We start from the raw sequence: 15433 nt of genomic DNA, 5'->3' as shown, positions 1-15433 counted from the left end.
CCGCGGATTATAGCGACGGTTTCTCGGCTGTGCTATCCGAAAAATCCATTACCTTTGTACGAAGAAACGTCGCAGCGAATTCTTCGGCGGGCAAGGGCACGCTGACGATGTAGCCCTGAATCTGTTCACAGCCCTGTGCCGCGAGGAATTGTTGCTGCGCCTGGGTCTCGACGCCCTCGGCGATCACCGTGAATTGCATGCTTCGGCCCAGCGCAATAATCGCGCGAACGATCGCCGCATCGTGGGGATCGTCCGGCAACCCGCGGACGAAAGACTGATCGATCTTGAGGATGTCCAGCGGCAGTCGTTTGAGATAACTCAGGGACGAATACCCTGTGCCGAAGTCGTCGATCGCCAGTTGCACGCCGAGGTGTTTGAGCTGATGCAGCACCGCCAGCGCTTCCTCGGCCTGGCTCATGATGAAGTTTTCCGTAATTTCCAGTTGCAACAAATCAGGTTGAAGGCCGTTGTCCTTGAGCAGTTGTTCGATTCGCCCCAGCAGGTTCGGCTGACGTAATTGCGCGCCGGCGAGGTTGACCGACAGCGGCCCAAGGCTTTCGTAGCGTAAATTCCATTCGAACATCTGCCGGCAAGCGGTCTCGAGAACCCAGTCGCCGATCTGCAGAATCATGCCGTTTTCTTCGGCCAGGTGGATGAAGTGCTCGGGCGGTACATCACCGAGGGTCGGATGCCGCCAGCGGACCAAGGCCTCTGCACCCACCAGACGGTGGTCGGCCAGGCTTATTTTTGGCTGATAGTGCAACAGCAATTCATTGCGCTCGATGGCCCGTCGCAGTTCATGTTCCAGCGCCACGCGTTCGCTGGCCTGGGCCGTGAGATCGCGCGTGTAGCTCTCGACACGGTTGCGACCTTTGGCTTTGGAGCGATACATCGCCGCGTCAGCGTTCTTGACCAGCGTGGCGACATCACAGCCGTCCTTGGGGTACAGGCTGGAGCCGATGCTGGCGCTGATGAAAAACTCATGTTCGCCGGCCTGGAAGGGCGCGCAGAAGCAATTGAGCAATTTGGTCGCGATGTGGTCAGCATCGCTGGGTTGCTGCAAGCCGGGCAGCAGAATGATGAACTCATCGCCGCCCAATCGCGCGACTGTATCGATATCGCGCAACTGGTCCTTCAGGCGCACCGCGATGCCTTTGAGCAGCAGATCGCCGACCGGATGGCCGAGGCTATCGTTGATGTGTTTGAAGCGATCCAGGTCGAGGAACAGCACCGCGCCTTGGCCACCGTTTTCCTGCTGATGGGTCAGAGCGGTCTGCAGTCGGCTCTCGAACAGGGTGCGGTTTGGCAGCCCCGTCAGCGGGTCGTGATGCGCCTGGTAATCGAGTTTGGCCTGCGCGTGCTTGAGGCTGGAAATGTCTGCAAACACCGCGACAAAATGGGTAATGAATTTGTCTCGATTGCGCACCGCGCTGATGGTCAGCCAGCTCGGATAGAGTTCGCCGTTCTTGCGCCGGTTGGAAATTTCACCCTGCCAGTGACCTTCGGCCGTCAGCTGATGCCACATGGCTGCGTAGAAAGCACTGTCATGCAAACCTGAAGCGAGCAGGCGGGGCGTGTGCCCAAGCGCCTCGCATTCGCTGTAGCCTGTGATCTCCGTGAAGGCACGGTTGACCGCGCTGATGTGCTGCTGAGTATCGGTGATCAGAACGCCCTCGGCAGTGCTCTCGAATACGGTCGCGGCTTGTTGCAGTTTTTCCTGCATCAAGTGTCGTTCGGTGATGTCCCGTGCGATGGTCAGCATGCAGTCGTCGTCGCCAATCGGCAGCGGACGACTGGATACCTCGCAGAGACGAATCTGCCCGTCGCTGCGGCGAATGTGGCAGGTGAAGTCGCGAACGAAGCCGTCCCGATGCAGCAGGTCGAGCATCTGCTTGCGTTCGTTGAGGTTGACCCAGATTCCCAGTTCCAGCGCCGAGCGATCCACCGACATGGCGCTGTTGAAGCCGGTGAGGCGGCTGAACCCTTCATTCACTTCCAGCAGTAAACCGTCGCTCTGCCGTGACAGCAGCAAACCGTCGGGCGAGGCGTGGAAAGCCTTGGCGAATTTTTCCTCGGAGGTTTGCAGTTGCTGCTGGGTTTCCTTGAGCTGGCTGATGTCTCGCACCACCACGACCAGGGCAGGCGTCGTGTCGAGGTCGAACGGTTCGGCGGAGATCAGGCCGGTGAACAACTGGCCGTTGTTGCGGCGAAAGGGCATCTCCAGATTGCGAATACTGCCGGCCTGCAAGCGTTGAAGCAGGCCCGGCCCGACGCCGGGTACGCCCCAGATATTGAGATCGGTGGCGGTGTGGCCGACGACTATCTCGGCACTGAGGCCGATCTGCTCTTCGAACGCTTCGTTGACCTCCATCAGGCAACCGTCGCAGAGTCGCGCAATCACCAGGATGTCCGGGCACTGCTGGAAGACCGAGGCAAATTTCTGCTCGGATAGCCGCAATGCCTCTTCCGTGCGTTTGGCTTCGCTGATGTCGATCATCAGCCCGCGCATCACCGGTTCATGCCCATGCTCGATCAGGCTGACGATGTCACGCACCCACAGGCAACGGCCATCCGCAGTGATCACCCGGTAATCGAGCGAATGGTCGCGACCGGCCAGTACCTCGCGATCACAGAAACTCTGCGCGCGGGTAAGGTCAGCAGGGTGAATGATGTTGCGCCAGAAGCCTGGAATCAGCCAGTGAGACAGCGGGTAGCCCAGCAGTTGTTCTGCGTGCGGCGACACATAGCTGTAGGTGAAGTCGGTGATTCGCGCTTCCCAGGCAATCGCGGAAAGACTCTCTACCAATCCGCGATAGTGATATTCGCTGCTGCGAAGTTCTTGCTCCAGATCCACGCGCCGAGCGATTTCCGAGGACAACCGGCGGTTGATACGAATAACTACTGCCAGCATCGTGATCAGTATGAGCAGCCCCGGTACTCCGTAGACAAGCAAGTCCGACCAGAACCTCCGATGATCAAGTACGTTACCAACCCAGTGTTCCTGAATGGCGCTAATTTCAGCGGGTGTCATGTCTGCCAGCACTTTGTCCAGAATGCCGACCAGTATCTTGTTCTTCCGAGGGACACCCATTGCCAGTTGATAGCGATACGGTGTTTCGCCGCTGACGTACAACCCGTCGAGCTTTAGCTGGCGCAGACTCCAGACGCTGGAGGCGAGATCGCCGACCACTGCGTCCACTTCGTCCGTGGCCAGTGCCTGCAAAGCCGAGCTGACGTTGGGCATAGCCACCAGGTTCAAGTCGGGGTGATGCGTTCGTAGCAGTTCGTGGGGCGCGTAATTGTTAACAACGGCAATTTTCAGACCGTACAGATCCTCCAGTTTGCGCGGCTGCGGACCGCCAACGTGGGCAAGAATGACGATCGGAAAATCCAGATAAGGCCGGGTAAACGACAAGAAACTCTGGCGTTCGGGCGTCGACATGACGCCGGGCAACAGGTCTATTTTGCCCTCTTTGGCCTGTTGCAACACGACAGTCCAGCTAACCGGCTCGATAGGTGTGAGCTTGACAGCCAAGCGCTGACGAATCTGGTTGATGTAATCCGCCGCGAGGCCTTGGTAAAGACCCTGTTCATCGCGAAATTCGAAAGGTGGCCAGGATGCGTCAACACCCAGTCGCAAATCCGGGTGAGCTGCCAGCCAGCGACGTTCTTCGTCCGTCAGGGTCAGTGCGTCAGCCGTTGCGGTCCAGGTCATCATCGACAGCAAAACAAGCACGGTCGGCACTCTGGGCATAACGGTCTCGTTACGGCGCGGGGGAATGCTTCGAGTGTAGACGGGCAATCAGGAGGGGGTGGAGCGGGGGGCATTTAATCTTTGAAAAGCAAAACCCCCGGTTTGGGCCGGGGGTTTTTTGATCACTCGTCGAGGAAGGAGCGCAGATGCTCGCTTCTCGTCGGGTGGCGCAGCTTGCGCAACGCCTTGGCTTCGATCTGACGAATCCGCTCACGGGTAACGTCGAACTGCTTACCAACCTCTTCAAGGGTGTGGTCGGTATTCATGTCGATGCCGAAACGCATGCGCAGTACCTTGGCTTCACGGGCAGTGAGGCCGGACAGCACTTCGCGAGTCGCTTCTTTAAGGCTCTCAACAGTGGCGACATCGATTGGCGACTGCATCGTCGAGTCTTCGATGAAGTCACCCAGATGGGAGTCTTCGTCATCACCGATCGGGGTTTCCATGGAGATCGGCTCTTTAGCGATCTTCAACACCTTGCGGATTTTGTCCTCAGGCATTTCCATGCGTTCGCCCAGCTCTTCCGGAGTCGGTTCGCGACCCATCTCCTGCAACATCTGCCGGGAAATACGGTTGAGCTTGTTGATCGTCTCGATCATGTGCACCGGAATACGGATGGTGCGGGCCTGGTCGGCGATCGAGCGAGTGATCGCCTGACGGATCCACCAGGTGGCATAAGTCGAGAATTTGTAGCCGCGGCGGTATTCAAACTTGTCTACCGCTTTCATCAAACCGATGTTGCCTTCCTGAATCAGATCGAGGAATTGCAAACCACGGTTGGTGTACTTCTTGGCGATCGAGATCACCAGACGCAAGTTGGCTTCAACCATCTCTTTCTTCGCGCGGCGGGCCTTGGCCTCGCCGATCGACATGCGACGGTTGATGTCCTTGATCTCTGCAATCGTCAAACCGGTTTCGGTTTCAAGCGCAGTCAGCTTCTGCTGGCAACGAATGATGTCCGGCTGCAGGCGACCAATGGCTTCAGCGTATTTGCTTTTGCCTTTGGCCAGCGCATCAGTCCACGTAACGTCTACTTCGTTGCCCGGGAACTGGCGCAGGAAGTCGGCACGCGGCATGCGGGCATCACGAACGCAAAGTTGCATGATCGCGCGCTCTTGCTGACGCAGACGATCCAGGGCACTGCGGACACGCTCGACCAGGCCTTCGAATTGCTTCGGCACCAGCTTGATCGGCATGAACAGCTCAGCCAGGGCCAACAGCTCGGCGATTGCCAGCTTGTTGCCACGACCATGCTTTTTCAGCGCCTTGCGGGTGATTTCCATCTGGTCGGAGACAGCGCCAAAACGCTGTGCTGCGATGACCGGATCGGGTCCGCTTTCGACTTCTTCTTCGTCATCGGTAGCAGTTTCGTCGTCGTCGGTGTCGTCGTCGGCTTTCACGGCTTTCGGGTCGACTGGCGGCGGCACTTCTGCAGCAGGCGGTGCGATGCCGTCGTCCGGGTCGATATAACCGCTCAGGACGTCGGACAGGCGGCCACCTTCGGTGGTGACGCGAGTGTATTCGGAGAGAATATGGTCAACCGTGCCAGGGAAGTGCGCGATTGCGCCCATCACTTCACGGATGCCCTCTTCAATACGCTTGGCGATTTCAATTTCGCCTTCACGTGTGAGGAGCTCTACCGTACCCATTTCGCGCATATACATGCGCACCGGGTCGGTAGTGCGACCAATGTCGGTCTCGACCGCTGCCAACGCTGCTGCTGCCTCTTCGGCCGCGGCTTCGTCGGTATCGGCGTCGGCCAGCATAAGGGAATCCTTATCTGGCGCAACCTCGAATACGTTGATCCCCATGTCGTTGATCATGCGGATGATGTCTTCCACCTGTTCCGGATCTGAAATATCCTCCGGCAGGTGGTCGTTGACCTCCGCGTAAGTCAGGTAACCCTGCTCACGACCAAGTGTGATCAACTCTTTGATACGAGACTGCTGTTGCGCTTTTCCGGACATAACACCCTATCCACTGAAGGTCTTGGCGGGCAAAAAACAAGCCGAGGATTATACCTGAGCTATGACCTCACGCGCCAGTTGAGGTCGGGTTTGATACAGCCATATTGCGTTTTAATAGGTCGCGCATCTGATTTGCGATCTGATTTGCTTCCTCTGCAGTCAATCCAGGCTGCCTGGCTTTTCTGATTAATGCTTCCAGGCTGTCTGTGTGTTGAGCCGCGGATAACCTAGTAATGGTGTCTAAAAACTGTTGTTCAAGGTTGTCGCCATCAATCAGCCATTCCTTTTCCGCCAAAGCCCGCAGCAAACGTCCCTGTTCGGTCCCGTGCCACCGGGCCATCAGCTGAATTGAGTTTAGCTTAGGATTTTTTTGCACGGCCTCGATCAGGGCGACCAGTAACTGAGCGTAAGTGTTGCTTTCATTGGCGAAATGGTTGGCGGTTTCTACTCTGCCAGCCAGGTCGGGATGATGAATCAGTGTGCGCAACGCGATCAGCGTCGGGGCTTCCACGGCTATCGGCGTACGAGGTGCGCGGGGCTGGTCGCGATCGCCGCGCTTGGCGTTCTTGTCCCAGGGTTTCTTGTCCCATTTCTTGCCGCCGGCACCGGGTTTCTTCGGCGTCCACTCCTGCTGCGGCGCGTACATGTCCTGCGCCTGCGGCTGATGGTAGTCGCTGTAATCCGGCATGGCGTCGTAATCGATGCCCGGATCGTAGGCGGGCGGTGCGTCCTGGGGCGCGCTTTGCACCAGCTGGCTGACGGCATCGCCACTCAGGCCGGTGATCTCCGTCAGGCGCTGGCGCATCAGAATCCGCAGGTTCGCACCCGGGACTTTGTCGATCAGCGGTGCTGCGAGAGTGGCCATGTGGGCCTTGCCCTCGAGCGAGCGCGGGTCCGATTCTTCGGTCAGCTGCTGGAAGAAATAATCGGCCAGCGGCTGCGCGTGCTGATTGATTCGGGCGCGGAAGGCGTCAGTGCCTTCGGAGCGGACCAAGGTATCCGGGTCTTCGCCTTCGGGCAGAAACAGAAACCGCGCCCGTCGCCCGTCTTGCAGGCAGGGCAATGTCGCTTCCAGCGCGCGCCAGGCAGCGTTCCGGCCGGCCTGATCGCCATCAAAGCAAAACAACACGTTGGGCACGACGCGAAACAGTCGCTTCAAATGCTCTTCACTGGTGGCGGTGCCCAATGTCGCAACGGCGTTGCGCAGGCCCTGCTGTGCCAGGGCGATTACGTCCATGTAGCCTTCGACGACGATGATTTCGTCGAGGTTGCGATTGTTCTTGCGTGCCTCATAAAGGCCATAGAGTTCCTGGCCTTTATGAAATACCGGGGTTTCCGGTGAGTTCAGGTATTTCGGTTTGTCGTCGCCCAGTACCCGTCCGCCAAACGCGATGATGCGCCCGCGGCTGTCGCGGATCGGGAACATCACGCGATCGCGAAAGCGGTCATAGCGTTTGCCGGTCTCGGCATTCTCGATCAACAGGCCAGCATCGACCATGGCTTTCTGCTGCAGGGTGTCGGTGCTCAGATGCTTGAACAGGTTGTCCCAGCCGGGCGGGGCGAAGCCGAGGCCGAAGTCGCGGGCGATCTCGCCGGTCAAGCCGCGGCCCTTCAGGTAATCCACGGCAGCTTTGCGTGACGGATGGGATTTCAGCGCTTGCCGGTAAAATTCGGCCGCGGCAGTGAGCAAAGGGTACAGCGGCGAATCGGTGGGCTGCCGCGGTTTGTGTGGGCGGCCGCTTTCTTCGCGGGGGATTTCCATGCCGGCGGCTTTGGCCAGTTCTTCGACAGCCTGGATGAAGTCCAGATTGTCGTGGTCCATCATGAAGCCGAGGGCGTTACCACCAGCGCCGCAGCCAAAGCAATAATAGAACTGCTTGTCCGGGCTGACGCTGAAGGAGGGAGTTTTCTCTTTGTGGAACGGACAGCAGGCGGTGTAGTTCTTGCCGGCTTTTTTCATTTGCAGGCGCGAGCTGACCACATCGACGATGTCGGTGCGGTTCAGAAGGTCGTCAATGAAGCTCTGGGGAATTAGCCCGGCCATGGCGTTCTCGTCATCTGCGCTGTCAGGACCCGTAACGAACGGCGGCCGAACGCGGGTCGGTTTTATAGGCGCGCAAAAAATGCGGCTCGACCAGTGTCGTCTGCGTTATCGCTGTCGGGAAGTGTATCTGCCGAAAATCCACTGACGTTAATACCAATCAGTATTCGACTATTTGAAAGTGTGTCGCCGAATCCGCTGCGGCCAGTCGCTGGCCTCGGATAGCTCATAAGCGGGCACGCGAGCAGGTGCCTTGGGCTGATCGTCGTAAAGAGGAATCAGTGGGTGTGCTCGTCAGTAGCCTTGGAAGGCTCGTCAGAAGAGACGTGCACCGCTGGCAAAAGAGCCAGGTCTGACGCTGTAAAACAGTATGTCTCGGTCGCGTGTGCGGCTTTGACGGTGAAGCATTAAGCGTTGTCCGCAAATGCCATTAGCCCGGCTGAGGGCCGGGCTTGGCAGAAGCTTGCTACGATCGGCTGTGTATTAGTACAGACGAACGGCGCGGCGCTGTTCGCGCTGAACTTTCTTGGCGTGACGCTTAACAGCGGCTGCTGCTTTGCGCTTACGCTCAGAAGTTGGCTTCTCATAAAATTCGCGGCTACGAACTTCAGCCAGTACACCGGCTTTTTCGCAGGAGCGCTTGAAACGACGCAGAGCTACGTCGAAGGGTTCGTTCTCTTTTACTTTGACGGCTGGCATCCAGAGCTACCTTCATTCATTACCGGGGTCAACATCCTCGCGGCAAAAGAGCACTTGAAGACGTCGGTTTTTAAGGGTTGCGGATGTTAACCGCTCATTGACCGGAATGCAAAGCCTCTGATCGAAAACCGCTAGTCGGCGCATCCTGTGGCGACTATTATGCGCGCCTTCGAATTCAGCCTAAACAGGGCGCAAACCCATGCTAGTACTGGGCTTAGAAACTTCCTGCGACGAAACCGGTGTCGCATTGTACGACAGTGAACGCGGCTTGTTGGCCGACGCGCTGTTCAGCCAGATCGACCTGCATCGCGCCTATGGCGGGGTAGTGCCGGAGCTGGCCTCGCGCGATCACGTCAAACGCATGCTACCCCTGATTCGGCAGGTTCTCGCCGAAGCTGGCTGCGTCCCTACCGAGATTGACGCCATTGCCTACACGGCGGGTCCGGGACTTGTAGGCGCGCTGCTTGTTGGCGCCTCCTGCGCGCAGGCGCTGGCCTTCGCCTGGGGCATTCCGGCGCTCGGCGTGCATCATATGGAAGGGCATTTGCTGGCCCCGATGCTGGAGTCGCAGCCGCCTGAATTCCCGTTCGTCGCTTTGTTGGTCTCGGGTGGTCATACGCAGCTGGTTCAAGTCGACGGAATTGGCCAATACACGCTTTTGGGGGAGACCCTGGACGACGCGGCCGGTGAAGCATTCGACAAGACGGCGAAGATGATGGGACTCAATTATCCCGGCGGGCCGGAAATTGCCCGTCTGGCGGCACAGGGCGTTGAAGGACGTTTCGTCTTTCCGCGTCCGATGTGCGATCGCCCGGGCTTGGCTTTCAGCTTCAGCGGCTTGAAAACCTTTGCTTTGAACACCTGGCAACAATGCGTGAGCGCCGGGGACGACAGTGAGCAAGCCCGTTGCGACATCTCGCTGGCGTTCCAGCAGGCCGTGGTGGAGACTTTGACCATCAAGTGCAAGCGAGCCCTGAAACAGGCTGGCATGAAGCGTCTGGTGATCGCTGGGGGCGTCAGCGCCAATAAGGCACTGCGCACTTCGCTGGAGAAAATGCTCGGTGACCTGCGCGGCGATGTTTTTTATGCGCGTCCGGAGTTCTGCACCGATAACGGCGCGATGATCGCTTTTGCCGGTTGTCAGCGTTTACAGGCCGGGCAGCATGAAAGTCTGGCGATCAGCGTGCAGGCCCGCTGGCCCATGGAACAATTGTCGGCGCTGTAGATGAGTGGCACTCACGTGCGGTATTAAAAATGCCGTTCGCGCCCGGCAAACAGGTCGCGTAGATTGCCGCGATGACGCCAGACGATCAGCCCGGTGAGGGCGCTCATTGGCAGCAGTGCCGCAGGTTCCTGCCAGGCCAGCAACGGCAGGGTCAGCGGTGTGGCGATCAGGGCGGCGAGCGAGCTGGTGCGTGTCAGCCAGAACGTCAATAGCCATGCGCAGACGGCCAACAGTGCAGCGGGCGGATACAGGCCCAGCAACATGCCGGCAGCAGTGGCGACACCTTTGCCGCCGCGGAAGCGAAAGTACAACGGGAACAGGTGGCCGATGACGGCGAAAACGCCGATCCAGGCCTGTTCTTGCAGCGAAAGTCCTGCAAATTCTGCGATCAATACCGGCAGCAGGCCTTTGCAGATGTCGCCAAGCAGGGTCAGGACGGCAAGTTTTCTGCCGGCCAGACGCAACATGTTGGTGGCACCGGCGTTGCCCGACCCACCCATTCGCGGATCGGGATTACCGGTCAGGCGACTGAGCAAAATGGCGAAGGACAGCGAGCCGAGCAGGTAGGCGAGAGTCGCCAGTAACCAAAACATGCTAACTATTCCGGGCAAGGACGCCCTGATTCTAACGGCGCATTGCGCCCTTGTCGTGCAGCGGAGAAAAGTGCTTGGACAGAGTGTTTATCGAGGGCCTGGAAGTCGACACTGTAATCGGTGCCTACGACTGGGAGCGAGGCATCCGACAGTGCTTGCGTCTTGATCTGAGTTTCGCCTGGGATAATCGCCCGGCGGCTGCCGGAGATGACCTGACTTTGGCGCTCGATTACGCGAGCGTTTCCTCTCGCATCCAGGCGTTTGCCGAACAGGCGCAATTTCAGCTGGTGGAGACATTTGCCGAGCGTTTGGTTGAAGTGCTGATGAGCGAATTCCACATCACCTGGATGCGTTTGAAACTGACCAAGCCAGGCGCTGTGCCGGCAGCCACCGGTGGAGTCGGCGTGGAGATCGAGCGCGGATGTCGCTGACCCAGGTCTACCTCGGGCTCGGTAGCAATATCGAGCGCGAAACCCATTTGCAGGCAGGCCTTGAGGCGCTTGCAGGTTTCCTAGTGGATATCCGCTGCTCAGCGGTGTTCGAGAGCCAGCCTGTGGGCATCAAAAGCGGTCCTTTCTTCAATTTCGTGGTGTCGGCTTACACCGATCTGCCATTGGTTGAGCTGGATCGCCGGTTGAAGTTTATCGAGGCGGATAACGGTCGTTATGCGCCCGACCGCAAGGGTTTGCCGCTCGATATCGATGTGTTGTTGTTCGGTGAGCTGGTCGGCAATTTTGATGGCCTGGTGCTGCCGCGGGCCGAGATTCTGAAAAATGCTTTCGTGCTGTGGCCGTTGTCGCTTATCGCGCCGGATCGGCTGCATCCGGGGGTGGGCAAAAGCTTCGGGCAATTATGGCGCGAGGCGCAGATTGATCAGGTGCTGGCGCCGGTTGCATTCGAGTGGCGCGGTGAGCAGCTGACACCCTCGAATCTGTTGTGAGGCGCAAGCCACCTGCGTCGGATCGCCGCCCGGAGCAGGAGCGAGCGGTTCGGCCGTCCGACTCGCCCGCGAACCTCTTCAGGCAGACGCCGCCTCTTTGTAAACCTTCAACGCCTTGAGCCGCTCGCGCTTGATCGCTTCGCCCAGCTCCGGCCCTTTGAAACCCTTCTCCAGCAACGGTTGCACGGCAACGCTGCGCGCCGCAGTCGCCGCACCGCGTAGATAATCCGCCTGTGGATAACTACGCTGTTCCAGACCTTTGCGTCCGCGTGCGTCCATTTCGCAAGCAGCAATAAACTCCTCGAACCGCTGCGGTCGGCGGTACACGTCAAAGCTCTGCAGCAACTCCAGCAAGGTGGAAGGTTTGAGCTCCAGCGCACGATGACCGTGCGTGTGATATTGGCCGACCAACAGTGCCAACTCCTGGCAATCCTTGGGCGCCTTGAAGCGTTCGTTGACTGCTTTGATCAACTTCAAGCCTTTGTTCTCGTGGGCAATGTGTCGTGGCCATTCCTCTTCCGGTGTCAGGCCTTTCCCCAAATCATGCAGCAAGCACGCCCAGCGCACGGTCAGTGGCTGTCTGTGCAACGCCGATTGCTCCAGCACGCTCAATGTATGCACGCCGGTATCAATTTCCGGGTGATGAGCTTCAGGTTGCGGGACACCGAATAAGGCTTCGACTTCAGGCATCAATATTCTCAGCGCTCCGCATTCGCGCAACACCTCGATAAAAACCTGTGGCTGGTCTTCCAGCAGCGCGCGGGAAATTTCCTTCCAGCTGCGTTCTGCGGTCAGCGCTTGCAGTTCGCCCGATTCGCTGAGCTGGCGCATCAACTCGATGGTTTCGGGTGCGACAGTAAAACCGAGCGCTGCGTAACGCGCAGCAAAGCGGGCAACGCGCAGTACCCGGAGGGGATCTTCGGCGAACGCGGACGATACGTGACGCAGCAGGCGCGCTTCCAGATCTCGTTGGCCATGGTAGGGATCGGTTATATTTTGCTGATCGTCTTCAGCCATTGCATTGATCGTCAGGTCGCGGCGGATCAGGTCTTCTTCGAGCGTGACTTCAGGGCTGGCGTGGAAAGTAAAGCCTCCGTAACCGCGACCGCTTTTACGTTCAGTGCGGGCGAGGGCGTATTCCTCACCGCTTTTAGGGTGCAGGAACACGGGGAAGTCGGCGCCCACCGGACGAAAACCCTTTGCGAGCATTTCTTCGGCAGTTGCGCCCACCACGACCCAGTCAATATCGGTGACGGGTTTGCCCAGCAGGCGATCACGAACCGCTCCACCGACTTTATAAATCTGCATAAAAAACCTCCGTTAGCTCGACAGAATAACCGTTGCGTCGAACTTCCGGAGGCCGAAACAGGATCAAAGATGGATGACGGCCAGATCCAGCCGGCCATAATCACCTTCATGTTCGCTTCGCGGAGGGACATGCAGGGTTTTCATGACCTGATCGCCTTGCAAGGTTTCCAGATGAATATCGAAGCCCCACAGGCGGTGAAGGTGTTTCAGCACCTCATCGGTGGAGTCGCCCAGCGGCTTGCGGTCATGTTGCTGGTGACGCAGGGTCAACGAGCGGTCGCCGCGTCGGTCGATGCTATAGATCTGCACATTGGGTTCGCGGTTACCCAGGTTGTACTGAGCAGCGAGGGTTTCGCGAATGGTGCGGTATCCCTCTTCGTCATGGATGGCCGGGACCAGCAGATCATCTTTCTGATCATCATCGAGAATGCTGAACAGTTTCAGGTCGCGAATCACCTGCGGTGACAGGTATTGCAGGATAAAGCTCTCGTCCTTGAAGCTGCTCATCGCGAACTTGATGCTTGATAGCCAGTCACTGCCGGCCAGTTCCGGGAACCATCGGCGGTCTTCCTCAGTCGGGTTTTCACACATGCGCCGAATATCGCGGTACATGGCGAAACCCAAGGTATATGGGTTGATGCCACTGTAATAAGGGCTGTCGAAACCCGGTTGGTAAACCACACTGGTGTGGGAGGTCAGAAATTCCATCATGAAGCCGTCAGTGACCAGCCCTTCGTCATACAGGTCATTCATGAGCGTGTAATGCCAGAACGTCGCCCAGCCTTCATTCATCACCTGGGTCTGGCGCTGAGGGTAGAAATACTGCGCGATCTTGCGCACGATCCGTACGATTTCCCGCTGCCACGGCTCCAGCAATGGAGCATGCTTTTCGATGAAATACAGGATGTTTTCCTGCGGCTCGGCAGGGAAACGCGCGTTGTCCTTGTCGCTGTACTTGTCGGCGCCCTTTGGAATCGTGCGCCACAGGTCGTTGATCTGTTTTTGCAGGTGTTCTTCCCGATCCTTCTGTCGGCGACGCTCTTCTTCCGCCGAAATCGGATAAGGACGTTTATAGCGGTCGACGCCGTAGTTCATCAGCGCGTGGCACGAGTCGAGCAGATCCTCGACCGCGTCGATGCCGTGGCGCTCTTCGCACTGCATGATGTACTGCTTGGCGAACACCAGGTAATCAATGATCGAACTGGCATCGGTCCAGGTGCGAAAGAGGTAGTTGCCCTTGAAGAAGCTGTTGTGCCCGTAGCAGGCGTGAGCCACCACCAGCGCCTGCATGCAGATGGTGTTTTCTTCCATCAGATAAGCGATGCACGGGTCCGAGTTGATCACGATCTCGTACGCCAGGCCCATCTGGCCCCGGCTGTAGGATTTCTCGGTACTGAGGAAGTGTTTGCCGTAGGACCAATGGTGATAGCCCAGCGGCATGCCGACAGAGGCGTAAGCATCCATCATTTGCTCGGCAGTGATCACTTCGATCTGGTTCGGATAGGTATCGAGCGCGTAGCGAGCGGCAATACGACTGATTTCGCGGTCGTAGGCCTGAATCAGCTCGAACGTCCACTCGGAGCCGGTGGAAATGGGTTGGCGCTTCTGCTCTTTGGCGGTCATGTCACTAACCTGCGCTGGAAGAGTTCACGGAAGACCGGATAGATATCCCCGGCCGAGACCAGTTGTTGCTGGGCAAAAGTGTCAGAAAAAGCGTCAGCGATGCGTTCGTATTCGAACCAAAGCGCCTGATGTTCGCGCGGAGTGATCTCGACGTAAGTGTAGTACTGCACAAACGGCATGATCTGGTTGATCAGGATGTCGCGGCAAATAGGTGAATCATCGTTCCAGTTGTCGCCGTCCGAGGCCTGCGCGGCGTAGATGTTCCACTCGTTGCTTGGGTATCGCTCGGCCATGATCTCCTGCATCAGTTTCAGTGCGCTGGAAACGATGGTCCCGCCGGTTTCACGGGAATAGAAAAACTCCTCTTCATCGACTTCGCGGGCACTGGTGTGATGGCGGATGAAGACGACATCGATTTTGTCGTAGTTACGCTTGAGGAACAGATACAACAGGATAAAGAAGCGTTTGGCGATGTCTTTGGTCGCCTGCGTCATGGAGCCGGAAACGTCCATCAGGCAGAACATCACCGCTTTCGAGCTTGGATTGGGCTGTTTGATCAGCAGGTTGTACTTGAGATCGAAGGTGTCGAGAAATGGCACGCGGTGGATTCGCGCACTGAGTTTTTCGATCTCGGCCTCGATGTCCTGGATGTCACCGAAGTTATCCGGCTCATCGCGCTTGAGTCGCAGCAATTCTTCCTTGGCTTCGCGCAGTTTCGCGCGACTGCTGCCGGACAGGGCGATTCGCCGCGCATGGGCCGAGCGCAAGGTGCGGATGATGTTGATCCGCGACGGGTTGCCTTCATTGCTGATGCCTGCGCGCACGGTCTTGAAGGTATCGATACCGGTCAGGTTGCGCTTGACCAGATTGGGCAATTCCAGGTCCTCGAACATGAATTCGAGAAATTCTTCCTGAGTGATCTGGAAGACGAACTCGTCCATCCCTTCACCCGAATTGCCGGCCTTGCCTGGGCCTCTGCCGCCGGCACCGCCCTGCGGACGGGCGATGTGCTCGCCGCTGGTGAACTCTTTATTGCCGGGGTGTACGACGGTCTGCTTGCCGCCGCGACCGTGATGAAGCACCGGCTCGTCTATGTCACGGCCAGGAATGCTGATCTGTTCGCCGTGCTCCATGTCGGTAATGGAGCGCCGGCTGACCGCCTCTTCGACAGCCTTCTTGATGTGATCACGGTAGCGCCGCAAAAACCGCTGACGGTTCACCGTGCTCTTGTTCTTGCCGTTCAGACGTCGGTCGATCACATAGCTCATAGGTGGCCCTCCGGG

The 15433-nt window shown here is 58.1% G+C and carries 11 protein-coding genes; 3 read left to right on the top strand and 8 right to left on the bottom strand.

The genetic code is table 11. The features are described 5' to 3' along the window. Window positions 1–7: 7 nt before the first annotated feature. The 4 genes from DU29_RS0109430 to rpsU form a co-directional block, all read right to left on the bottom strand. Window positions 8–3754 carry a bifunctional diguanylate cyclase/phosphodiesterase gene (locus DU29_RS0109430; RefSeq protein WP_028621519.1) on the bottom strand — a complete coding sequence of 1249 codons (3747 nt, stop codon included), beginning with the start codon at window positions 3752–3754 and terminating at the stop codon, window positions 8–10. A gap of 122 nt (window positions 3755–3876) precedes the next feature. Further along, on the bottom strand, window positions 3877–5721 hold the full coding sequence (rpoD, locus tag DU29_RS0109425; protein ID WP_028621518.1) for an RNA polymerase sigma factor RpoD: 1845 nt from the start codon (window positions 5719–5721) through the stop codon (window positions 3877–3879). A gap of 67 nt (window positions 5722–5788) precedes the next feature. Next, window positions 5789–7765: a DNA primase gene (gene dnaG / locus DU29_RS0109420; RefSeq protein ID WP_028621517.1), complete on the bottom strand. Its 1977-nt coding sequence runs from the start codon at window positions 7763–7765 to the stop codon at window positions 5789–5791. 480 nt (window positions 7766–8245) lie between these two features. After that, the gene (rpsU, locus tag DU29_RS0109415) at window positions 8246–8461 is read right to left on the bottom strand and encodes a 30S ribosomal protein S21 (RefSeq protein ID WP_002551877.1); all 216 of its coding nucleotides are present in this window, start codon (window positions 8459–8461) and stop codon (window positions 8246–8248) included. A 199-nt stretch (window positions 8462–8660) separates the two neighbouring features. Between rpsU and tsaD the strand changes: the two genes are divergently transcribed. After that, window positions 8661–9686 (top strand): tRNA (adenosine(37)-N6)-threonylcarbamoyltransferase complex transferase subunit TsaD, encoded by a 1026-nt coding sequence (tsaD, locus tag DU29_RS0109410; RefSeq protein ID WP_028621516.1) that lies wholly within the window; start codon window positions 8661–8663, stop codon window positions 9684–9686. Between the two features lie 23 nt (window positions 9687–9709). Here tsaD and plsY read toward each other — a convergent pair whose 3' ends face one another. Continuing rightward, the gene (plsY, locus tag DU29_RS0109405; RefSeq protein ID WP_028621515.1) at window positions 9710–10279 is read right to left on the bottom strand and encodes a glycerol-3-phosphate 1-O-acyltransferase PlsY; all 570 of its coding nucleotides are present in this window, start codon (window positions 10277–10279) and stop codon (window positions 9710–9712) included. A 74-nt stretch (window positions 10280–10353) separates the two neighbouring features. Between plsY and folB the strand changes: the two genes are divergently transcribed. Further along, on the top strand, window positions 10354–10710 hold the full coding sequence (gene folB / locus DU29_RS0109400) for a dihydroneopterin aldolase (RefSeq protein ID WP_028621514.1): 357 nt from the start codon (window positions 10354–10356) through the stop codon (window positions 10708–10710). Then, window positions 10701–11219, top strand: coding sequence for a 2-amino-4-hydroxy-6-hydroxymethyldihydropteridine diphosphokinase (gene folK / locus DU29_RS0109395; protein ID WP_028621513.1), 519 nt, complete (start codon window positions 10701–10703; stop codon window positions 11217–11219). The genes folB and folK overlap by 10 nt, the downstream gene beginning before the upstream one ends. Window positions 11220–11297: 78 nt before the next feature. On the opposite strand, the gene DU29_RS0109390 is transcribed toward folK, so the two are convergent. From DU29_RS0109390 to DU29_RS0109380, 3 genes are all read right to left on the bottom strand, one after another. Then, complete coding sequence (locus DU29_RS0109390; RefSeq protein WP_028621512.1) at window positions 11298–12527, bottom strand: multifunctional CCA addition/repair protein; 1230 nt, start codon at window positions 12525–12527, stop codon at window positions 11298–11300. Window positions 12528–12590: 63 nt separating this feature from the next. After that, window positions 12591–14150, bottom strand: coding sequence for a SpoVR family protein (locus tag DU29_RS0109385; RefSeq protein ID WP_028621511.1), 1560 nt, complete (start codon window positions 14148–14150; stop codon window positions 12591–12593). Further along, a complete protein-coding gene (locus tag DU29_RS0109380; protein WP_028621510.1) occupies window positions 14147–15418 on the bottom strand; it encodes a YeaH/YhbH family protein in 1272 nt (423 codons plus the stop codon). The genes DU29_RS0109385 and DU29_RS0109380 overlap by 4 nt, the downstream gene beginning before the upstream one ends. Window positions 15419–15433 lie beyond the last annotated feature (15 nt).

Origin of the sequence: Pseudomonas sp. Ant30-3, from assembly GCF_000690905.1 — a bacterium.
Lineage (GTDB): Bacteria > Pseudomonadota > Gammaproteobacteria > Pseudomonadales > Pseudomonadaceae > Aquipseudomonas.
Note: the sequence above shows the minus strand (reverse complement) of the source record. Positions and strands in the feature narration are given on the sequence as shown.

Bases quoted from the DNA above. Each gene is read 5' to 3' on its own strand.
- DU29_RS0109430 (WP_028621519.1), bottom strand. From the start codon at position 3,754: ATGCCCAGAGTGCCGACCGTGCTTGTTTTGCTGTCGATGATGACCTGG.
- rpoD (WP_028621518.1), bottom strand. From the start codon at position 5,721: ATGTCCGGAAAAGCGCAACAGCAGTCTCGTATCAAAGAGTTGATCACA.
- dnaG (WP_028621517.1), bottom strand. From the start codon at position 7,765: ATGGCCGGGCTAATTCCCCAGAGCTTCATTGACGACCTTCTGAACCGC.
- rpsU (WP_002551877.1), bottom strand. From the start codon at position 8,461: ATGCCAGCCGTCAAAGTAAAAGAGAACGAACCCTTCGACGTAGCTCTG.
- tsaD (WP_028621516.1), top strand. From the start codon at position 8,661: ATGCTAGTACTGGGCTTAGAAACTTCCTGCGACGAAACCGGTGTCGCA.
- plsY (WP_028621515.1), bottom strand. From the start codon at position 10,279: ATGTTTTGGTTACTGGCGACTCTCGCCTACCTGCTCGGCTCGCTGTCC.
- folK (WP_028621513.1), top strand. From the start codon at position 10,701: ATGTCGCTGACCCAGGTCTACCTCGGGCTCGGTAGCAATATCGAGCGC.
- DU29_RS0109390 (WP_028621512.1), bottom strand. From the start codon at position 12,527: ATGCAGATTTATAAAGTCGGTGGAGCGGTTCGTGATCGCCTGCTGGGC.
- DU29_RS0109385 (WP_028621511.1), bottom strand. From the start codon at position 14,150: ATGACCGCCAAAGAGCAGAAGCGCCAACCCATTTCCACCGGCTCCGAG.
- DU29_RS0109380 (WP_028621510.1), bottom strand. From the start codon at position 15,418: ATGAGCTATGTGATCGACCGACGTCTGAACGGCAAGAACAAGAGCACG.